The 20,661-nt window shown below is 70.3% G+C and carries 18 protein-coding genes; 9 read left to right on the plus strand and 9 right to left on the minus strand.

Going from position 1 to position 20,661, the window contains the following annotated elements; translation table 11 throughout:
* The 3 genes from ACFVVI_RS08950 to ACFVVI_RS08960 all read right to left on the minus strand — a co-directional run bounded on the left by ACFVVI_RS08950 (position 1) and on the right by ACFVVI_RS08960 (position 3,783).
* The gene (locus ACFVVI_RS08950) at positions 1–858 is read right to left on the minus strand and encodes an SDR family NAD(P)-dependent oxidoreductase (protein WP_387444648.1); all 858 of its coding nucleotides are present in this window, start codon (positions 856–858) and stop codon (positions 1–3) included.
* Positions 855–2,453 carry an SMP-30/gluconolactonase/LRE family protein gene (locus tag ACFVVI_RS08955; RefSeq protein WP_387444650.1) on the minus strand — a complete coding sequence of 533 codons (1,599 nt, stop codon included), beginning with the start codon at positions 2,451–2,453 and terminating at the stop codon, positions 855–857. The genes ACFVVI_RS08950 and ACFVVI_RS08955 overlap by 4 nt, the downstream gene beginning before the upstream one ends.
* Before the next feature lie 526 nt (positions 2,454–2,979).
* Complete coding sequence (locus ACFVVI_RS08960) at positions 2,980–3,783, minus strand: FadR/GntR family transcriptional regulator (RefSeq protein ID WP_387444652.1); 804 nt, start codon at positions 3,781–3,783, stop codon at positions 2,980–2,982.
* A gap of 118 nt (positions 3,784–3,901) precedes the next feature.
* Here ACFVVI_RS08960 and ACFVVI_RS08965 point away from each other — a divergent pair, with 118 nt between their 5' ends.
* The 5 genes from ACFVVI_RS08965 to ACFVVI_RS08985 are packed head-to-tail and all read left to right on the plus strand — an operon-like array spanning position 3,902 to position 9,060.
* On the plus strand, positions 3,902–5,053 hold the full coding sequence (locus tag ACFVVI_RS08965; RefSeq protein ID WP_387444654.1) for an acyl-CoA dehydrogenase family protein: 1,152 nt from the start codon (positions 3,902–3,904) through the stop codon (positions 5,051–5,053).
* Complete coding sequence (locus ACFVVI_RS08970) at positions 5,050–6,012, plus strand: acyl-CoA dehydrogenase family protein (RefSeq protein WP_387444657.1); 963 nt, start codon at positions 5,050–5,052, stop codon at positions 6,010–6,012. Before ACFVVI_RS08965 ends, ACFVVI_RS08970 begins: the two co-directional genes overlap by 4 nt.
* Complete coding sequence (locus tag ACFVVI_RS08975) at positions 6,009–6,791, plus strand: enoyl-CoA hydratase/isomerase family protein (protein ID WP_067444867.1); 783 nt, start codon at positions 6,009–6,011, stop codon at positions 6,789–6,791. Before ACFVVI_RS08970 ends, ACFVVI_RS08975 begins: the two co-directional genes overlap by 4 nt.
* Positions 6,788–7,957 (plus strand): acyl-CoA dehydrogenase family protein, encoded by a 1,170-nt coding sequence (locus ACFVVI_RS08980; protein WP_387444660.1) that lies wholly within the window; start codon positions 6,788–6,790, stop codon positions 7,955–7,957. The genes ACFVVI_RS08975 and ACFVVI_RS08980 overlap by 4 nt, the downstream gene beginning before the upstream one ends.
* Positions 7,957–9,060: an acyl-CoA dehydrogenase family protein gene (locus ACFVVI_RS08985; RefSeq protein ID WP_387444662.1), complete on the plus strand. Its 1,104-nt coding sequence runs from the start codon at positions 7,957–7,959 to the stop codon at positions 9,058–9,060. Before ACFVVI_RS08980 ends, ACFVVI_RS08985 begins: the two co-directional genes overlap by 1 nt.
* 15 nt (positions 9,061–9,075) lie before the next feature.
* Here ACFVVI_RS08985 and ACFVVI_RS08990 read toward each other — a convergent pair whose 3' ends face one another.
* The 5 genes from ACFVVI_RS08990 to ACFVVI_RS09010 form a co-directional block, all read right to left on the minus strand.
* On the minus strand, positions 9,076–10,737 hold the full coding sequence (locus ACFVVI_RS08990; RefSeq protein WP_387444664.1) for a class I adenylate-forming enzyme family protein: 1,662 nt from the start codon (positions 10,735–10,737) through the stop codon (positions 9,076–9,078).
* Positions 10,738–10,816: 79 nt separating this feature from the next.
* Positions 10,817–12,013 carry a MaoC family dehydratase N-terminal domain-containing protein gene (locus ACFVVI_RS08995; protein ID WP_067444876.1) on the minus strand — a complete coding sequence of 399 codons (1,197 nt, stop codon included), beginning with the start codon at positions 12,011–12,013 and terminating at the stop codon, positions 10,817–10,819.
* 13 nt (positions 12,014–12,026) lie between these two features.
* Positions 12,027–13,031: an MDR family oxidoreductase gene (locus ACFVVI_RS09000; RefSeq protein ID WP_387444667.1), complete on the minus strand. Its 1,005-nt coding sequence runs from the start codon at positions 13,029–13,031 to the stop codon at positions 12,027–12,029.
* Between the two features lie 56 nt (positions 13,032–13,087).
* Positions 13,088–13,876, minus strand: a complete 789-nt coding sequence (locus ACFVVI_RS09005) for an SDR family NAD(P)-dependent oxidoreductase (protein ID WP_387444669.1) — start codon at positions 13,874–13,876, stop codon at positions 13,088–13,090.
* Positions 13,877–13,886: 10 nt separating this feature from the next.
* Positions 13,887–15,425: an AMP-binding protein gene (locus ACFVVI_RS09010; protein ID WP_387444671.1), complete on the minus strand. Its 1,539-nt coding sequence runs from the start codon at positions 15,423–15,425 to the stop codon at positions 13,887–13,889.
* Positions 15,426–15,593: 168 nt separating this feature from the next.
* Here ACFVVI_RS09010 and ACFVVI_RS09015 point away from each other — a divergent pair, with 168 nt between their 5' ends.
* The 4 genes from ACFVVI_RS09015 to ACFVVI_RS09030 are packed head-to-tail and all read left to right on the plus strand — an operon-like array spanning position 15,594 to position 19,703.
* Positions 15,594–16,781 (plus strand): CaiB/BaiF CoA transferase family protein, encoded by a 1,188-nt coding sequence (locus tag ACFVVI_RS09015; RefSeq protein ID WP_387444674.1) that lies wholly within the window; start codon positions 15,594–15,596, stop codon positions 16,779–16,781.
* Complete coding sequence (locus tag ACFVVI_RS09020) at positions 16,778–17,668, plus strand: HpcH/HpaI aldolase/citrate lyase family protein (RefSeq protein ID WP_387444676.1); 891 nt, start codon at positions 16,778–16,780, stop codon at positions 17,666–17,668. Before ACFVVI_RS09015 ends, ACFVVI_RS09020 begins: the two co-directional genes overlap by 4 nt.
* Positions 17,665–18,936: an acetyl-CoA hydrolase/transferase family protein gene (locus ACFVVI_RS09025; RefSeq protein ID WP_387444678.1), complete on the plus strand. Its 1,272-nt coding sequence runs from the start codon at positions 17,665–17,667 to the stop codon at positions 18,934–18,936. The genes ACFVVI_RS09020 and ACFVVI_RS09025 overlap by 4 nt, the downstream gene beginning before the upstream one ends.
* Entirely contained in the window at positions 18,936–19,703 is a 768-nt protein-coding gene (locus ACFVVI_RS09030) for an enoyl-CoA hydratase-related protein (RefSeq protein WP_387444681.1), read from the plus strand. Before ACFVVI_RS09025 ends, ACFVVI_RS09030 begins: the two co-directional genes overlap by 1 nt.
* 166 nt (positions 19,704–19,869) lie before the next feature.
* Here ACFVVI_RS09030 and ACFVVI_RS09035 read toward each other — a convergent pair whose 3' ends face one another.
* Positions 19,870–20,634 carry an SDR family NAD(P)-dependent oxidoreductase gene (locus ACFVVI_RS09035; protein ID WP_387444683.1) on the minus strand — a complete coding sequence of 255 codons (765 nt, stop codon included), beginning with the start codon at positions 20,632–20,634 and terminating at the stop codon, positions 19,870–19,872.
* Positions 20,635–20,661: the final 27 nt, after the last annotated feature.

Raw genomic sequence — 20,661 nt, forward strand, 5'->3', positions numbered from 1 at the left:
CTAGCGGGTGATGGCGGTGCGGAACGCGTCGTCCTCGAGGAACAGCGATGTGTGATCGGCGTCGAGATGGGTCCACTTGAGGTCGAGTCCGCCGTCGACCAGCAGCGTCTGACCCGTGATGTAGGTCGACAGGTCCGAGAGCAGGAACAGGATCGCGCCCGCCTGCTCCTCGGGCCGCGCGCGCCGACCCATGGCGATGGCGCGCCGGTCCCGGTCGGCGTCCTCGCCGACATAGGTCGCCGAAGCGGGGGTCTTGGTCACCCCGGGGGCGATGGCGTTGACCCGGATGCCGTCGGCGGCGAGTTCGACCGCCAGGGTCCGGGTCGCGGCCACCAACGCGGCTTTGGCCGTGCCGTAGCCGATGTGGAACGGCGCGGTGTTCATGCCGCTGATCGAGGAGATCGAGACGATCGAGCCGGGCCGTTGCCGCGTTTTCAATTCGGCGGCGACGGCCTGACTCATGAAGAACATCGTTTCGAGGTTCTGGGTGAACAGCGCTCGCCAATCGGCGCGACTCACCCGCAGCGCGGGCATCCACGTCGCCGGGGCCGCGCCGCCCGCCACGTTGACCAGACCGTGCAGGTCGCCCTCGGTGGCGCGGATTGTCGCGAGCACCGTGGCGATGCCGTCGTCGGTGGCGGCGTCGGCCGCCACCGGCACCACCGCGAGCCCCTGCTCGATCAGCGGGTCGATGTGGGTCGTGAGGTTGTCCTTCGAACGGCTCACCGCGATCACGGTGGCCCCGGCCCGCGCGACCATCTCCACCACCGAGGTGCCGATGCCGCCGCCCGCCGCCCCGGACACCACGACGACGCGTCCGCTCAGGTCGATCGACCCGGCCGCCACCGCCGGGTTCATGCCGTGGGGCGCAGCGCGAGCACGCTGCCCTCGGCGTCGGCCGAAAGGTAGAGGGTGCCGTCGGGTCCGGCGGTGATCCCGGCGAAGGGGCCCTGCGGACCGGAGAACGGCGGCAGCCCACGCAGCGGCTTGGGGGTGACTCCGGGCGGTGCCCCGACCGGCAGGTTCTTGGCCAGGGTGGTCCGGACCTTGGTCGCGAGATCGACGCTGATCAGCGACTTGCTGCCGACATCGACGATGTAGAGCGTGTCGCCGCGCACCAGGATGCCCTGGGGCTGCTCGAGCGCGTCGACCACCGTGTCGACCCCGGCGCTGCTCACCGACACGATGCGTCCCGCGCCGGCTTCGGCGACCAGGCAGGTCCCGCCGGTGGTGAACGCGACGCCGATCGGCTGGTTCAGGCCCGAGGCCAGTTCCTCGACCCGGCCGCCGGACCGCACGGCCAGCACCCGGCCGCGGCCGAACTCCGTGGCGACGATGTCGCCGTTGGGTCCGAGCGCCACGCCGTAGAGCTGGTCGAGTTCGTCGGCCAGCACCTCGCTCTCCTGACTCGCCGGCCGCCACCGCGTGATCTGCCCGCCCGAGGTGGTGACCACGAATTCCCCCGCGCCGACGGCGGTGACGCCCCGGATGAAGCCGGGATAGCCGGGGCTGAACAGCATGCCGACCGTTTCCGGGGCCTGTCCCCGGCGCAGCACGTAGAAGTAGGTGCCGTCGGCGACGTAGAGTTCGCCGTCGCTGCCGACGGTGAGGTCCAGCGGCCAGTTCAGGCCGCCGGGCAGGGTCGTCCTGGTCTCGCCGCCGTCGAGGATCTCGGTGATCTCACCGGTGAAGTTGGAGACGAAGAGCCGGCCGTCGACGAACGTGCAGTTGTCCAGGCCGGGGTTCAGGGTGGCCAGGACGGTGCGCTGTCCGGTTCGGGGATCGATGCGCAGGACCTCGCCGGTGCTCACCTGGGTGGAGACGATGTTGCCCGCCGCGTCGAACTTCACTGAGTCGGGCACGCCGAGATCGCCGACGACGCGTTCGGGTTCGCCGCCGCGCGGGTCGATCCGCCAGATGTCGTTGGTGCCCATCACCGGGTAGTAGAGGAGCCCGTCGGGACCGACCTCCATGGCGTTGGGCATGGCGAGGTTTTCCGCCAGGACGCGGGGCTCGCTGCCATCGGTGAACAGCTCCATCAGCCGTCCGCCGACGCGACATTCGTTGACGAACAACCGGTTCTGGTGCACGGTGATGCCGTTCGCGCTCGGCAGATCGTCGCGCAACACCCTGGTCTGGCCGTCGGCGCCGCGCATGCTGACCCGCCCGTCCATCACCTCGGTGGCGAACAGGTTGCCGTGGTCGTCGAAGGCCAGGTCGTCGGGGGCGATGATGTCGCCGCCCTTGGCGCTGATCGTCTCGAGTCCGCCGGTGGCGACGTCGAGGGCGCTGATCTGGCTGCCGGTCACCTGTGCGACGTAGATGCGGCCGTCGGGGCCGGTGCGCAGGCCGTTGGCGCCGAAGAGCCGGCTCGGCGGCGTGAGGCGTTCCAGGCTCCACCCTTCGGCGAGGCTCGTTGCTGTGGTGCTGATGTAGCGCGCCCCTTGAATCAAGGTGGGGCCTCCTCCGGGTGAGTGCGTCGGGGTCCGCGATGGGTGGCGTCGCTGTCCTGCGGATCGCCGGAGCGTGATGCGGACCACTTCATCGGTGGCTCGGAGCCTGCCAGCAAGCCGTGAGCATTGCAAGTATTGTTATCCTTGTAAGGATTAGGTAGCATGCGCGAGGAATGAGAATCACGATCTCCTATGAAGCAAGTCGTACTCTACCGTCGGTGACGTGCGGTTTTATGGGGAATCGCGTGGTGATCCGCGTACGAAGAAGCCCCGCGCTGGGTCGCGCGGGGCGGGTCGTGCGATTCGGCTCCGTCAGCGGGGGTGAACGCGGTCGCGTACTGCCGGTAGGCGCGCGGCGGTGGGATACGGCGCACGGCGAGTGAATACTGTTGCGCTCCACCGTGATTCGATCATCGGCGTAGTGCGGCCAGGCTGCGGAGAGCCGCGCGAAGTCCCGGGGGGTTCAGCCGGGCTGCAAGCGGGAGCGGTGCGCCTTGAGGAAATCGGCGAGTTCGGCGCGACTCGGCTAGAGGCGTGCGCGGTGGCCGGACTGGATCGACTGGCGCGACATGGCCGACGACGCGTTGACGACGCCGCCGTCGAAACGTTCGAGCACCACTGCCTGTGTCGCGGCCAGGTGCGCGCGCGCCAACCGCTCGGCCTCCTCGGCCTGACCCGCGGCGATCTGCTCGACGAGCCGGCGATGGAAGCGCACGGCGTCGCGCGCATCGGCCTCGGACGGGTACTCGCCCCGCCGGGTCGTCGCTTCCGCCCAAGCTTGCTCCTGTGCCGACCATAGGGCCACGAGCGTGCTGACGACGTAGCGAATGGTCACGTTCGGTGTGAACGAGACGACGAGATCGTGGAACTCGCGGGCGGATTGAGTGAAGGCCACACCGTCGCCGACCTTGGTGGCCGAGTCGTCGACGGCGGCCTCGAGGGCCGGGACGACCACCTCGGCGCGGTCTTCGCGCCGGGCACACGCGGCAGCGCACATCGGCTCGAGTGTCTGGAGTCCGGACGCGAGATCGCCCAGCGTCACGCGCGCACCCTGCAGGGCGAGCCCGAGGTGATAGGCCGCGGAGACCTCGTCGGGCCGGTGTACCTCGGCGCCGCCGACGTTGCCGCGCCGGACCGTGACCAGGCCCTCGGTCTCGAGGATGCGCAGCGCCTCCCGGATGGAGGGGTAGCTGACGCCGAAGTCCTTGACCAGCTGATCCTGGGTGGGGAGGCGGTAGTTGTCGTCGGAGAGGATGTGGTCGCGCAGTTCGGCCGCGACGGTCTCCGCGATGCGACGCTGCGGAACTCGGCCCCGTCTCGGGGTGGTCAACGAACCCGCCGATCATCCATGGCGGGAGTGTAATTGATCGCGGGTCAACCATTCAAGTATTGCTATCCTTATTATGTCAAATATTGCTATCCTTATGAGGATTAACTACAGTCCGATCATGGATTTCACGATGGGAACGGCCGCCGCGGACCTGCGGGGGGAGCTGCGTCGTCTGGTGGACGAGCACGTCCCGGCTGATTTTCTGGGGGCCTTCACCGACGACCCGGCCGATTTCGAGGCCGCCCAGCGGTTCTCCCGCCTGCTGGCCGAACGCGGCCTGCTCTGCCTGGCCTGGCCCGCCGAGTTCGGCGGACGCGACGCCTCCATCTGGGAACAGACCGTGGTGCGCGAGGAGATGTGGGCCCACCACGAACCGCGCGGTGCGCAATACATGGGCGTGAACTGGGTGGGGCCCACCATCATGCGCCACGGCACCGAGGCCCAGCAGCGGACCCATCTACCGCCGATCGCGCGGGGGGAGGTGATCTGGTGCCAGGGTTTCAGCGAACCGGACTCGGGCTCGGACCTGGCGTCATTGCGCACCGCGGCACGCCGCGACGGCGACGGCTGGCGGATCACCGGACAGAAGGTATGGACCTCCTACGCCGCGATGGCCCAGTGGTGCTTCCTGCTCGCCCGCACCTCGACCGGCGAACGCAAACAGTCCGGGCTGACGATCTTCCTCGTCCCGATGTCCAACCCGGCCATCGAGGTGCGCCCGATCCGTTCCATGATCGGCCCGCACCACCTCAACGAGGTCTTCTTCGACGACCTGCGGGTGACCGAAGCCGATGTACTCGGCCCGGTCGACGAGGGCTGGAAGGTGGTGCAGGAGGTGTTGGCCTTCGAACGGGTCGGCATCGCCCGCTACGCCCGCTGCGAACGGCTGCTGCTCGCCGCGCCGTCGGCGCTGGGCAAGCGCTGGGACGCGCTGCCCGCCGAACTGCGTGGCCGCTGGGCCCGCATGCTGACCCACTGCCGCCGCGCGCGATTACTGGCCTACCGGGTGCTGTCGCTGCAACGCCTGGGCCAGGTACGACCCAGCGACGCCGCCGCCTACCGCATCGCGGTCACCACCCTCGACCAGGACAGCGCGGAGGTACTCGTGGAACTCGCCGCCCACCTCGACCCGGCCGGCGCCGACGGGCCACATCGGTTCCGGCGCGAGGCCGAGGAACATTGGCGCTACTCCCAGGCCGCCACCGTCGCCTCGGGCAGTATCGAGATGCAGCGGATTCTGCTGGCCCGCGCGCTGCTGGCGGCGTCGTGAACATCGAGCTGAGCGCGGACGCGCTCGAATTCGGCCGACAGGCATCGCTGGCGCTGGCGGCGGCGGGCGGTGACGAGCTGGTCCAGCTCGGCGAACGCGAACCTGCGCGGCGCGAGAGCGTGTTCGCGCCGGTGCTCGCGCGGTTGGGTGCGTGGGATCTCGATCCGCGCGGCGACGCCGACGAGCTGGAGGCGGCAGCGGCCCTGTGCCGCAGCGCGGGCTACTGGGCGCTGCCCTATCCGCTGGCCGAACGGCTGGCCCGGCCCACCGATCTCGCGGTCGACGGACTGCTCGTGGTCGCCGAGACCAACCCGGCCGCGCCCGTCGCCGACCTCGCGCTGCGCTGGGCGGCGGTCACGATCACCGGTCGGCGCTCCGCCGTCGAGGTCGGGCCCACGCACGCGCCCCGCACCTCGGCGTTCGTCACCTCGCTCGCGCTGCGCCACCTCGACGACGACGGCGCCGCCGATGTGGCGCTGGGACTGGTGCTGCCGTGCTGGACGCTGCTCGGCATGCTGGACCGCGCCCTGGATCTCACCCGCGCCCACGTGCTGCTGCGCGAGCAGTTCGGCAAGCCGCTGGCCCAGTTGCAGGGCGTGCAGTTCCAGTTCACCGACGCCGAGGTGGAGCGTAGCGGCGTCGACATGCTGGCCAAGTACGCGCTGTGGAGCATCCAGGCCGGGCGGCCCGAGGCGCTCGACGACGCGCTCGCGCTGCGCTCGGCCGCGATCGAGGCCGCCGAGATCGTCTTCCGGGTCGCGCACCAGTTGCACGGCGCCATCGGCTTCTGCGACGAGTCGCCGCTGTCGTGGCTCTCGCGTTACAGCCTGCCGCTGCGGCGGCTGCCGTTGGGCCTGTCCGCGACCAGCGAGGTCCTCACCGACCGCCTCGGCCGCACCGGGCTGACCGGGCTGTTCGGCGCGGGCCGTGCCGCCGACCGCCCGGAGGTGGCGCGGTGAAATACGACTTGCCCGACGAACTGATCGTCGAATGCGACGGCCCGATCCGCACGGTGGTGATCAACCGGCCCGACGAGCTCAACGCGGTGAACAAGGCGCTGCACTGGGCGCTGGCGAATGTGTGGCGGCAGTTGGCCGCCGACCGCGAAGCCTCGGTGGTGATCCTCACCGGGGCGGGTCGCGCGTTCAGCGCGGGCGGCGATCTGGGCTGGATCACCTCCTTCCTCGACGATCCCGTCGGCCGCGACGAGAGCATCCGGGAGGGCGCGCAGATCATCGAGGAGATGCTGCGTTTCCCGCTGCCGGTGATCGCGGCGGTCAACGGGCCCGCCGTGGGGCTCGGGGCCAGCCTCGCGGTGCTCTGCGATGTGGCGCTGATCTCCGAGCGGGCGCATCTGGCCGATCCGCACGTCGCGGTCGGGCTGATCGCCGGGGACGGTGGGGCGGCGTTCTGGCCGCTGCTCACCCCGATCCTGCGCTCGCGCGAATTCCTGTTCACCGGTGACCGGATCTCGGCGGCCACCGCCGTGGAACTCGGGCTCGCCACCCGCAGCGTCGCCCCCGACGCCCTGCTCGACGAGGCTCGGACGTTGGCGCACCGGCTGGCCGCGCTGCCGCCCGAGGCCGTGCGCGGCACCAAGCGGATCGTGAACATGTATCTGTCCCAGGCTCTCGGCGGTCCGATGCAGGCCGGCTTCGCGGCCGAGGTCGCCACCATGCAGTCCGCCGCGCACCGCGATCGGCTGCTGGCCCTGCACGAGAACGCGCGCCCCCGATGACCTCGACCGCGCGGACCATCGACGACTTCCGCGCCGAGGTCAGGCAGTGGTGCCGGACGCGGATTCCCGCCGACTGGCGGCAGGCGCAGACAGGAGTCTCCGAGCGCGAGTTCGTCGATTTCCAGCAGTCCTGGTTCCAGACGTTGCGCGGGGCCGGTTTCGCGGTCCCGCACTGGCCGAAGGAATACGGCGGCGGCATGTCGGCGGCCGAGCAGGTGGTGCTCTATCAGGAGCTCGCCGCCCACGACGCGCCCCGACTGGTCCTGGCCTTCGTCTCGATCCACCACGCCGCCGCCACCCTGCTCGCCGCGGGCACCGACGAGCAACGACGCCGCCACCTGCCGGCGATCCTCGACGGCGAGATCTGGTGCCAGGGCTTCTCCGAGCCGGGCGCGGGCTCGGACCTCGCGGCGCTCGCGACCACCGCCCGCCGCGACGGCGACGCCTATGTCGTCTCCGGACAGAAGCTGTGGGCCAGCGGCGCGCGGCACGCGGACTGGTGTCTGCTGCTCGCCCGCACCGACCCCGACGCGCCCGCGCGCCACGGCATCTCGTACTTCCTGCTGGACATGCGCGCCCCCGGCGTCGAGGTGCGGCCCATCCGGCAGGCGACAGGGGAGTCGCACTTCTGCGAGATCTTCCTCGACGAGGTGGTGATCCCCGCCGATCGGCTGGTCGGCGCGGAGAACGAAGGCTGGCAGGTGGCCCAGCGCACCCTCGGCGCCGAACGCGGCATGACCATGCTCGAACTGGCCGAACGGCTGGGCGACAACGGTTTCCGCCGCCTGGTCGAGAGCTGTCCGCTCGACGATCCGCTGGTCGCCGACCGCCTCGCCGAGCTGGAGATCGAGCTCATCGGGCTGCGCGCGCTGTGCGCCGATGTCGCGGCCGCCGAGGATCAGCCCGGCCCGGCCGACGCCTCGATCGTGAAACTGTTCTACAGCGAACTGCTGCAACGGATGACCGACTTCGGCACCGAGATGGCCGGGCTGGCCACCCACACCGAGCTGCGCAAACCGCTGTCGAGCGGCTGGGAGTCCGGCGCCTGGATGCTGGACTTCCTCGGCTCGTGGGAATGGACGATTCCGGGCGGCGCCAGCGAGATCCAGCGCACCATCATCGGTGAGCGCGGCCTCGGCCTGCCTCGAGAACCCAGGGGAAAATGATGACCTCCGACGAGCACGACCTCGCCGACCTACACGACGAGGTGGCCGACGTGGCGCGTGAGCTGCTGCGCCGATCCGCCGCCGCGCCCGACTGGACGGCGATCGCGGACGCGGGCTGGCCCGGCCTCGAGATCCCCGCCGCCTTCGACGGCGCCGAGGCCACCTTCGCCGAGGTCGCCGTGGTCCTCGCCGAGATCGGCCGCGCCGCCGCGAGCGGCGCGTATCCGGCGGTCGCGGCGCTGGGCGTCGGCGCGCTCGCGCACGTCGTCGCGACGCCGCGGCGCGACCGGCTCCTGCGCGAGACCGCCGTGGGCGCGGCCGTCCCGATCCTCGTGCTCGCGGGTGAGGCGACGGGACCGACGCGGTTCCGGATCGAGCCGTCGACGCGGGGGCCGCTGCTGCACGGCACGGCCGATTTCGTCCTCGACGCACCGGCCGCCGGACAGTTGCTCGTTCCCGCGCTCGATCGGGCAGGCCGAGGGGTGCTCGTCGAGGTCGATCCCCGCGCGCGGGGGCTGCTCATCGCCGAACAGCCGGTGCTCGACGCCACCCGCCGGTTCGGCAGCGTCGTCGCCGACGGGGTGGCGGTGGCCCCGGAGTCGTTGTGGCCCTTCGCCGACGACGATGCCGTCCGGGTTCTCGATCGGCTGCGCGACCGGGCCGCCGTCGCGGTGGCCTGCGACAGTCTCGGCCTGAGCCGGGCCATGCTCGACGCCACCGTCGCCCATGTCGGTACGCGCGAACAGTTCGGTCGGCCGATCGGCTCGTTCCAGGCCGTCAAACACGCATGCGCCGACATGCTCGTGCGGGTGCGGGTCGCGGGCAAACTCGTCGAGGCGGCGGTCCGGGACCAGGCGCGTGACGCCGCCGACGCGTCGACCTCGGCGTCGATGGCCAAGTCCTACGCGTGCGCGGCGGCGGTCGAGATCGCGGGCAAGGCGATGCAGTTGCACGGGGGGATGGGCTACACCTGGGAGAGCGGCATCCACGTCTATCTCAAGCGGGCCGCGCTCAACCGTTCGCTGTTCGGTTCGCCCGCGCGCCATCGCGCCGCACTGGCCCGGCGGTATTCCGTTCAGGCGCCGCATCGCGCGGGCGCCTGAACGGAACCGGCCCGGCTACCCCCGTAGCCGGGCTTCGGCCAGTTCGCGCAGATCGCTGGACTTGATCTTGGCGCTGCCGGTGAGCGCGATATCGGCGTCGTCGAAGAACAGCACGTGGCGCGGCACCTTGTAGCTGGCGAGCTGCGCCTTGAGGAAGGCGCGGATCTCCTCGGCCGCGGGCTCCGCACCGGCGTGCGGCACGATGCACGCGACGACCACCTCGCCGAGGGTCGGATGTGCGACGCCGACCGTGCGGGTGACCTTCACGCCGGGATGGTTGTTCAGGGCCGCGTCGACCTCGAGCGGTGAGACGTTCGCCCCGCCGGTCTTGATGATGTCGGTGAGCCTGCCCTCCCAGTAGAGCCGGCCCGTGTCGTCGAGGTAGCCGCCGTCGCCGGTGTGGAAGTACCCGTCGGGGTCGAAGGTGTCCTCGCGCCGGACCCCGAGATAGCCGAGCATCAGGGTGGGGCCCTTCACGCAGATCTCCCCGCTCGCACCGCGCGCGACGATCTCGCCGGTGAGCGCGTCGGCGATCTTGATCGTCGTGCCGGGCAGGGCCAGGCCGCTGCTGCCCGCGTGCACCTCGGGCGGGGTGTCGGCGGGGAAACACGTGGCGATCGTGAAGGTTTCGGTGCAGCCGTAGGCGTGGCCGGGTTCGTACCACCTGGTCGAGACGGTGGGATGGTGGGCGATCGGGGTGTCGTAGTCCACGAACCGCATGCTGCTCAGATCGACGGTGGCCCAGTTGGGGGCGGCTTCGAGCTGGGCCCACTGGTGCGGCCAGGCGACCGGGAAGTTCACCCGCTGCGCCGCCATCAGATCCAGTGCCTCGGCGGCGTCGAAGGTCGGCTGGAGCACGAGGACCCCGCCCGCCGCGAGCGTCGATCCCAGCGCCTGACCGAAATTGCCCGACCAGAAGAACCCGTTGGCCGCCCAGCACCGCACATTGTCGGCGGGGGTGAAGGCGAACATGCGCTGGAAGCGCCACATCTGGATGGTCACCCCGGCGTGCGCGCTGAGGATGCCCTTGGGCGTGCTGGTCGAGCCGGAGGAGAAGAACAGCACCGCCGCGTCGCTGGGCCGCACCGCGGCGGCGGTGGCCTCGACCAGCGCGCGGGGGGTGTCGTGGCCCTGCGCCAGGAAGTCGGTCCAGGTCTGGATCGCAGTGCTCGGTGTCGGCTCGCCGATCATCGCGAGCCTGCGCAGAAAGGGGAATTCGGTCGAATCCAGCGCGCCGGGCTCGGCTGTGGCGATGCGGGGTTCGAGCTCGGCCAGGATCGCCGCGAAGTCCTTGCCCGCCACGGTCCGCTCGAACAGCAGCACCGAGACGCTGGACTCGCGCAGCAAAAATTCCAGTTCGGCGCGGGTGGAGAAGGTGCTCAGGGCCACGGCGACCCCGCCCGCGAGCGCGGCGCCGAACATCGCCGCGATCCATTCGGGCCGGTTGGTCATCAACACCCCGACCCGGCCGTCCTTGCCGAGGCCGGTGGCGCGCAGCGCCGTGGCGACCTCGACGGCGCGCTCCCACAGATCGGTGTAGGTCCACCGGATCTCGCCCTGTGCGGACGCGGCGATCACGGCCTCGCGATCGCCGTACTTCTGGGTCACCGTGCGCAGGAACCCGGGCAGCGTGAGCGGCCCGAGGCCGGGCTCGCTGCTCAGGTCGGGTCCCGTCACGAGCGAGACAGCCTGTGCGGATACGGTTTCGGACTCCACGCCCATCATCGGCCTCTCTCGCGGATTCGTCTCGGCGCCGCTAGAACGGCAGCTCGACCTCGGCGGTGCAGTCCACCAGCACACCGAAGTCCTGATTGGTCAGGCGCAGCTTGATCTGCACGATCGGCACGCCCCATGCCGACTCCGCGTCCTTGCCGATCACCTCGGCGTCGAAGTAGGTCACATCGCCCTCGAAAGCGGGCAGCCGGAAGTTCGCCTTGGAATGGCGAACCATGCCGTCGTAACCGGCCCAGTAGGCGAGGTAGTCGGTGCACCAGGCACCCATGGTGGCGCCGTAGCCGTAGGCGCGCGCCATCCCGACCTCGCTGGCCTTGTCGGCGTCGATGTGACCGCGCGAGGGTCCGACGTAGAGGCCGTCCCGCTTGCGCGGATCGATCTTGGCGCCCTCCTCGTCGAAGGCGAAACCCTCCACCCAGCCCGGGTCCTGATACACCCACGGGTCGGCGATGCCCGGCGGGGCGACCCAGCCGAAGGTGCCCCAGATGTTGAACAGGAACGCCCGGTACTCGGTGGTGAAGCTGGCGACCGTGTGCGGTCCGATCACGCGGCGCGGCAGGGTGTCGCCGACCTTCACCTCGTCGAAGTGGGGCGAGATTCCGTGGCGGTTGGACAGCAGCCAGTCGTTGCGCAGCGCGTCGACCGCGCCGAGTTCGGCCGGGGTCCAGCTCTTCACCGCGCCGAACTGGTTCTCGTAGAGCCCGCGTTCGGCGGCCTCGGCGGCGAGATAGCGGATCGCGGTGGACCGTTCGCGCGCCACCAGGACGCCGTGCTGGTTGGTGTGGGTGGTGTCGCCGCGCGAGAACATGGTCGGCCCGGCGAATTTCGTGTCGGCGACCTTGTAGTCGTGGAAGCGGCGCTGCTGGAACAGGGTGTCGCCGGGCCGCACCGGGCAGCCGTAGAACCACCATTCCTCGCCGCCGAAGATCAGGTGACTGCCGGGAATGTGGCCGACGCAGGCGGGCGCCGCACCGTGCCCGTAGTCCAAGGCCACGGCGATCGACTGCGGGGCGACGAGTCCGCCGAAGCGGGATTCCTTGGCGAACTCGTGATCCCAGTGCACGGGATTGGGGTAGTCCATCGCCATCACCCAGCGGCGAATGTCGGAGGTACTGCACGGGTCCCACAGTTGGCCGCCGCCGATCGGCTGACCGACCCGATGGTCGACATCGGACAGATCGAGTTGGGCGGTCGCGGGTCGGTCCGGCTTCGTGCTCACAGCTGCTCCTGAATTATCGATTGACGTCGACGACGATGCGACCGCGCACCGTGCCCGCGATGAGCCGTTCGGCGGCGGCGATGGTGTCGGCCAGCGTGATCTCCTCGACGATCGCCTCGATGGTGTCGGCGGCGAGATCGCGGGCGAGCCGGGTCCAGGCGGCGTCGCGTCGCGAGCGCGGCGCCATGACGCTGTCGATGCCGTAGAGGGTCACCCCGCGCAGAATGAACGGCGCGACCGAGGACGGGAAATCCATGCCCTGGGCCAACCCGCACGCGGCGACCGCGCCGCCGCTGCGGGTCTGGGCGCAGGCATTGGCCAGGGTGTGACTGCCGACCGAGTCGACGACGCCCGCCCAGCGTTCCTTCTGCAACGGCTTGCCGCCCGCACCCAGTTCGGCGCGGTCGAGCACCGTGGCCGCACCGAGCCGACGCAGGTAGTCGGCCTCGTCGGTTTTTCCGGTCGCGGCGGCCACGGTGAAGCCGGCCGCGGTGAGTAGGGCGATCGCGATGCCGCCGACTCCGCCGGTCGCGCCGGTGACCAGGACCTCGCCCTGCTCGGGTCGCACGCCGTGGTCGAGCAGCGCGCTCACGCACAGGCTCGCGGTGTAGCCCGCGGTGCCGATGGCCATCGCCTGACGGGCGGTGAACGCCTCGGGTAGTGGCACGAGCCAGCCGCCGTCGAGCCGGGCGCGCTGGGCGAGGCCACCCCAGTGGGTCTCCCCGACACCCCAGCCGTTGAGTACGACACGGTCGCCCTTGGCCCAGTCCGGGTGCGCGCTGTCGGTGACGATGCCGGCGAGGTCGATGCCGGGCACCATCGGGAAGCTGCGCACCACGGGGGAGGCGCCGGTGATCGCCAGGGCGTCCTTGTAATTCAGCGTCGAGTACTCGACCTCGATGTCGACGGTGCCGTCCGGGAGTGCGGACTCGGCCACGCTGGTCAGCGCGACTCTTCGTCCCGCATCGTCTTTTTCGATCAGTACCGCGGAGAACTTCGCCGTCGTCGTGTCGTCCATGGCGAGCACATTACGTCAATCCTATTAAGGATAGCAATGCTTGACTGTTCAATGCGTCAGCGGGTGGTCCAGCCGCCGTCGACCACGATCGTCTGGCCGGTGACGTAGCTGCCCGCGTCGCCCGCCAGCCAGAGCACGGCCCCGACGATGTCCTGCGCGGTTCCTTCCTTCGGCAGTGGCGTATTGCGCCGCAGATACTCCGTGGCGCGCTCGCTCTCGTAGAGCGGCCCGGTGATCTCGCTGCGGAAGAAGCCCGGCGCGACCGTGTTCACCCGGATCGAATGCCGCGCCCACTGCACCGCGAGTTCGGCGGTGAGCCCGGACAACCCGGCCTTGCTCGCGGCGTAGGACGCCTGCGGGATGCCGGGGATGCCGACCCGCCCGCTGATCGAGGAGATGTTCACGATCGTGCCGCGACCGAGCGCGCGCATATGCGGAAACACCTGCTGCGACAGCCGCAACGGCGCGACGAGGTTGAGATCCATCGTGCGACGGACGGCGTCGAGGGGTTCGTCCTCGGCGCGTTCGGTGGTGAACATCGTGCCCGCGGCGTTGATCAGGATCTCCGGTGGACCCAGCGCGGCGACGACCGCGGGCACGATCGCCTCGAGCCCCTCGCCGCTGCCGTCGAGATCGGACAGATCGCACGCTATGGCGAGGCCGTCGATCCGCGCGGCGAGTTCGGTCAATCGATCCCGGCGCCGGGCCACCACCGCCACCCGGGCGCCCAGGTCGGCCAGGGCCGTCGCCACCGCGGCGCCGAGACCCGACGACGCGCCGGTCACGATCGCCACCCGTCCGTCGAGGTCGAAAAGCCGTGCGGTCGTGTCGCGCTCGGGTGTCATGGTGGTTTCCTCAGGCTTCGGTGGAGTGTGGTCGCCGGGCGGCGAGCGCGGGCAGTTTCGTGCGTTCGACCTTGCCCATCGCGTTGACCGGCAGGGCATCGACCACCGACCAGATCTCGGGCACCTTGTAAGGCGAGAGCTCGCGCCGGCACAGCGCGGTGAGTTCGGCGATATCGATCGGGGCGCCGGCGCGCTCGAGCACGGCGGCGACGCGATGGCCGAGCCGGTCGTCGGCGATGCCACAGACCGCGACCTTGGCGACACCGGGGTGGGCGGCGATGACACGTTCCACCTCGAGCGGATAGACGTTCGCGCCACCACGGATGATGACGAGTTTCTTACGGTCGAGCACGGTCAGCCAGCCGTCCGCGTCGACGGTCCCGATGTCACCGGTCGGGATCGGGCCGGGGGCCGGTGCCCGAATGCCTTCGGGCTCCCAGTAACCCAGCATCGGTCGCCACCGGTGCGCCCACGGCCCGGTGGTGACGCCGTCGAGGCGCAATTCACCGAGCTCACCCGCGGGGAGCCGGTGGCCGTCGTCGTCGTAGGCCGCGACCGTGTACTGCGGCAGTACCTGCCCGCAGGTTCCGGGGCGTGGGGCCGCGCGGGGCGGGTCGATGGAGACGACGGTCGGCGCCTCGGTCAGGCCGTAGGTGACGCGGGGCACGAGCCCGTGCGCCGCGTGGAACGCCTGTCGCAGCGATTCCGGGGTGTCGCCGCCGCCGCTCCACACCTCGGTGAGCGAGCTGAGATCGAGGTCGGGGCGGCGGGCGAGGTCGTAGAGCTGCGCGGGCGCGCCGTTCCATACGGTGACCCGTCGTGTGGCGATCCATTCGGCGACACCGTCGACGTCGCGCCGGTTCATCACCACCGCGCATCCGCCCGCCTGGGCGGTGAGCAGGGTGGACAGGACCATGAGGTTGAGAATGGTGAGCGGAAAGCTGTCGCCCTTGCGCAGTTCGGGGCCCCAGCCGCGCGTGGCGACGAGCGTCGCGCCGGGCAGGAGCAGGTTGCGCTGGCTGTGTACTACGGCTTTGGGTTGTCCCGACGTGCCGCTGGTGAAGGCGATGGCGGCGGGCGCGTCGACGTCGGCCTCGACCCGCGGCGCGACCGACCCGGCGGCCATCAGGTCGGCCCATCGATCGGAATCGACGCACGTGGACGCGGTCAATCGGCAGTGCTCCCCGGCGAGCACGACCATCGGAGCGCAGAGCTCGTCGAGGTAGCGCTGCTCATTCGCCGTGAGCGCCTCGCCGATCCCCGCCCAGATCGCGCCGATCCGCTGCGCACCGTGAAACGCGGCGACGATGTCGAGGTCGTTGGGCAGGCACGCGGCGACCCGGTCGCCGGGCCGCACGCCCAGTGACCACAGTGCCCCCGCCGCCCGGTCGGCCCGTTCGTCGAGTTCGGCATAGGTCCAGACGCCCGACACCGCCTCCACCGCGGCGGCGTCCGGGCGCTCGCGCAGGGCGGTGTCGAATACCCCGGCGACGGTCGCGTGCCGAGGTGGGTGCGAGCCCGATGGGTCGCTGTTGTCGATGTCGTCCACGACTTCTTCCCCTCACTATCCTTGTAATGATTCATACTATAGGCTCGGTCCCGCTGTCCCGGAGCACGCGCGAGCTCCTGGATGTGGCTTCCGCCGATGCCGAATCCGCCCGGCCGCCAACATCTCTCGGCTGCCGGTTCCCTGTGACGGAGGAGAGGTCGAGCCGTGATGGCACCTCGAACAACGACGCGCTCGGGACCACTGTCCGAGCTGCGTGTCCTGGATCTGACCGCGATGGTCATGGGCCCCTACTGCACCCAGATCATGGCCGACATGGGCGCGGACGTGATCAAGATCGAGCCGCCCGCCGGGGACAACACCCGCTACATCTCGGTCGGCCCCGACCCGGCGATGGGAGGGGTGTTCGTCAATGTGAACCGGGGCAAACGCAGCGTGGTCCTGGATCTGCGCTCGGAGCCGGGCAAGCAGGCGCTGCGCGCGCTGATCGCCGACGCCGACGTGTTCATCCATTCGATGCGCGCCACCGCGATCGCCGGACTCGGCTTCGACTACGCCGCGGTGTCGGCGATCAATCCGTCGATCGTCTACACCAACTGCTACGGGTACGGCAGGCGCGGGCCCTACGCGAACTTCACTGCCTACGACGACACCATCCAGGCCGAGAGCGGCCTGCTTTCCGCGCAGGAGCAGTTGACTGGAACGGCGGGCTACGTCGGCACCATCCTGGCCGACAAGGTGGCCGGGCTGACGGCGCTCTACGCCACCACCATGGCGCTGTTCCATCGGGAGCGGACGGGGGAGGGCCAGGAGGTCGAGGTCGCCATGTTCGAGACCATGGCCGCGTTCATGCTGGTCGAACACGCCAACGGCGCGCTGTTCAGCCCACCGCTCGGTCCCGCCGTGTACCCCCGCGCCGTCACGCCCAACCGTAAGCCCTACCGGACCAGCGACGGCGGCTATGTCAGCGCGCTGGTCTACAACGACAAGCAGTGGTCGGCGTTCATCGACGCGGTCCAACCACCGTGGGCCGGAACGGAATTCGCCACCCTCGCCCAGCGCGCGGCCCGGATCGACACCGTCTACGGCCTGCTGAGCGAGACGTTCGCCGAGCGCACGACCCAACAATGGCTCGACCTGCTGCGCGCGCTCGATATCCCGGCCGCCCCGGTGCGCACCCTCGACGAACTCTTCGACGATCCGCACCTGAACACGGCGGGTTTCTTCGAGACGGTCCAGACCGAGCACGGTGCGATCCGCTTTCCCGGCCCGCCGACCTGGTTCTCCCGTACCCCCGGCCGGGTCGTCGGTGGCGCGCCCGGACTCGGCGCCCACACCACGGAAGTACTCGACGAGATAACGACCCATCACACCACCGCAGCATCGGAGCAGCAATGACCAGTCTCGGAGAAGCCTTTCGCGCGCGTTCCTGGCTCTTCGCGCCAGGCGACAGCAGGCGCAAGATGGAGAAGGCGGCGGCCAGCGCGGCCGACATCGTCGTCTTCGATCTGGAGGACGCCGTCCTCGACGCGGCGAAAGCGCAGTCCCGCACGATGATCGCCGATCTGCTCACCGCGCGGCCCGCGGACGCGAGCCGGCTGTGGGTGCGGGTCAACCCGCTCGACGGACCACACACCCTGGCCGATCTGGCGGCCGTCGTCGCCGCTCGGCCCGGCGGCATCATGCTGCCTAAGTCGCGCGGTCGCGCCGATGTCGAACGTCTCGACCACTATCTGAGCGCGCTGGAGGTGGCCGCCGGAATCGAACAGGGCTCCACCAAGGTCATCGTATTGGTGACCGAGACCGCCGAAGCCATGTTCACCACCGGCTCCTACCGCGGCGCGCCCCGGGTGGTCGCGATGACCTGGGGCGCCGAGGACCTCGCCGATTCGGTCGGCGCCGCCGAGAACCGAAATCCGGACGGGAGTTACGGATTCACCTACGAGCTGGCGCGCAGCCTGTGTCTGCTCGGCGCCACCGCCGCCGGGGTGGCGGCGGTGGAGACCATCCAGGGTGACTTCCGCGACCTGGCCGGGCTGCGGGCCAGAGCCGAGCGGGTGCGTCGCGACGGCTACAGCGGCATGCTCGCCATCCATCCCGACCAGGTCGAGGTGATCAACGCGGCGTTCACCCCCACGCTCGCGGAATTGGCCGCGGCCCAGGAGATCGTCGACCTGTTCGCCGCCCATCCCGGCGTCGGCGCCCTCGGTCATCGCGGCGCCATGCTCGATCGTCCGCACCTGGCCCGCGCGCAGGCGCTGCTGGCATCGGGCGGACGGGCGTGAGCGTCTCGGTCGCGGCGACAGAGCTGGATCTGGGCCGCTACCTGCGCCACGGCGACCGCATCGTCATCGGTCAGGCGTGCGGCGAGCCGACCACCCTCGTCGAGGCGTTGATCGCGGATGGTCGCGAGATCGGCGGGCTCTCCGCGTTCATCGCCACCAGCTTCTCCGGCCTGTTCACCCCCGAGACGGCCGACAGTTTCGCGCTGTCGAGCATGGGCGCGATCGGCACGTTGCGGTCGATGACCAAGGCGCACAAACTGACCGTGATCCCGTGCCACGTGAGCCGGGTCGCGCCGATGATCGCGGCGGGCACGCTCGGCTGCGACGTCGCCTTCGTCCAGGTGAGCCCCGCCGACGCGCACGGCAACCACAGCCTCGGGCTGATCAGCGACTACGTCCGGGCCGCTGTCACGAAGGCGCGGGTCGTGATCGCCGAGGTGAACGAGTGGGTGCCCTACACCCACGGCGCGCTGCTCGCGAGCGCCGACATCGACTGTGCTGTCACGGTTTCGCGGCCACCGGTCGCCGTCGCGCCGACCGCCGCCGACCCGACCGACGACGCCATCGCCCGACACGCCGCGCAGTACATCGGCGACGGCGCCGTGCTGCAGGTCGGCGTCGGCGCGGTGCCGGACGCGGTCCTTCGGCTGCTGGGTGATCGCACCGATCTCGGTGTGCACTCCGGGATGATCGGCGACGGTGTCGTCGATCTCATCGAGTCCGGCGCGATCACGAACGCGCGCAAAGGGATCGATCGAGGGGTGTCGATCACCGGGGCGCTGATCGGCACCGAACGGCTCTACTCCTTCGCCCATCGCAACCCGCTGATCGGCATGCGCGCCACCTCCTACACCCACGACGCGGGCGTGCTGTCGACCCTGGACAATCTGGTGTCGCTCAATTCCGCGCTCGAGGTCGATCTGACCGGCCAGGTGAACGCCGAACAGAGCGGTTCGGCGTATCTGGGCGGGACCGGCGGTCAAGTCGACTTCGTTCGTGGCGGCCTGCGCTCACCGGGCGGGCACGCCGTGATCGCGCTGCCCGCCACCGCGAAAGGCGGCACCCTCAGCCGGATCACCGCGAGTCTGTCCGGTCCGGTGACGACCGCGCGCAGCGATGTGGATGTGATCGTCACCGAGTTCGGTGCCGCCGAACTCGCGGGCGCATCGGTCGCCGAGCGCACGCGCCGACTGATCGCCATCGCCCATCCCGACTTCCGGGCCGAGCTCGACCGAGCCGCCCACCTGATCCAGCAGCGAGGTTTCTGATGAACGACGCCGTGCTCTTCGACGCCAGGGCAGACGGCATCGCCGTGATCACCCTGAACCGGCCGGAAACCCGCAACTGTCTGGCCGCCGATGTGCGCGCGGGTCTGTACGCCGCGTGGGACCGGTTCGAACACGATCCCGCGCTGCGCGTGGCCGTGCTCACCGGCGCGGGTGACAAGGCGTTCTGTGCGGGCGGCGACCTCAAGGAGATGGTGGACACCGGGATGCGGGTGCCCCCGCCGGAGATGTTCCCGCTGCCCTACGACACCATCGAGCTGTCCAAGCCCACGATCGCCGCGGTCAACGGCGCCGCGTTCGCCGGCGGGTGGATGATCGCGCAGGCTTGCGACCTGTGTGTGGCGAGCACGGCGGCGACGTTCGCGATCACCGAGGTGAAGGTGGGGCGCAGCTCGCCGTGGGCCGCGCCGCTGATTCATATGATCCCCCAGCGGATCATGATGGAACTGCTGCTCACCGGCGCGCCGATCACCGCGCGCCGGGCCTATGAGGTGGGCCTGGTCAATCGCCTCGCGGAGCCGGGCGCGGTCCTGACGGCGGCGCTGGAACTGGCTGCCGAGATCCTGCGCGGCGCACCGCTGTCGGTGCGGGCGGCGCGGGATACGGTCATGCTCGCCACCGAGATGGGCCGTTCCGACGCGCTGGGGGCCGCCAGAGCCGCCGCCGTCGAGTGCTACAACAGTGCCGACGCGCAGGAGGGGCCGCGCGCGTTCGCGGAGAAGCGAACCCCGATCTGGCTGGGCCGCTGAGACATTCGGCTGCCGCCACGACCGATTCGATGGGTGCACCGGGAACGTCGGCTCGTGCCCGTGGGCCGAATCCGGGCGAGGGGAATGTGCTTGCCTCGGCCCGGTTCGGATGCCCTCGGTGGTCGTCGCATCGACCGTCGCGAGCGTCAATGCGTGCCGACCGTGGTCACTTCGGGGGGAAGCGGAGCGCGCCGTCGAGGCGGATCACTTCACCGTTGAGGTAGTCGTTCTCGATGATGGACTGCGCCAGCTGCGCGTACTCCGGCGACTGCCCCATCCGCTTCGGGTGGGGGACCTGTGTGCTCCAGTGGGCCTCCAAGCGATCGGCGGCCTTGCCGTAGGCGGGGGTGTTGAACGTGCCGGGTGCGATCGTGACGACCCGGATGCCGAGCGGGGACAGGTCGCGGGCCGCGACCAAGGTCATGCCGACCACGCCGCCTTTGGCCGCGGCGTAGGGGAGCTGGCCGATCTGCCCCTCGTAGGCCGCGATCGAGGCGGTGTTGACGATGACGCCGCGAGTGCCTTCGTCGAGCGGTTCCTGCTTGGCGATGGCGGCGGCCGAGAGCCGCAGCACATTGAACACAGCGGTCAGGTAGAACTCGATCGTGGTGCGGAAGCCGTCGAGCGCGAGCGGGCTGCCGTCTTTGCCGACCAGTCGTCCGCCGCTGGCAGGGCCGCCGTGCGTGTCGACCGAAATCCGCAGCGGGCCCAGGGCTTGCGCCTCGTCGATGGCGGCCTGAACGGACTCCTCGCTGGTGGCGTCGGTGTGCACGTAGCGGATGCCGAGTTCGGCCGCCAGCTCCTTGCCCTTGTCGTCGGCGACATCGGCGACGACCACCTTCGCCCCCGCGGCGTGCAAGCGACGGACGGTGGCCTCCCCGAGCCCGCCGGTACCGCCGACCACGATGGCGGAACTACCACTTATATCCATGTTGTTTTCCTCTCTTGAAATCAACAC

This window comes from Nocardia sp. NPDC058114, assembly GCF_042884695.1.
In the GTDB taxonomy this organism is placed as follows: Bacteria; Actinomycetota; Actinomycetes; order Mycobacteriales; family Mycobacteriaceae; genus Nocardia.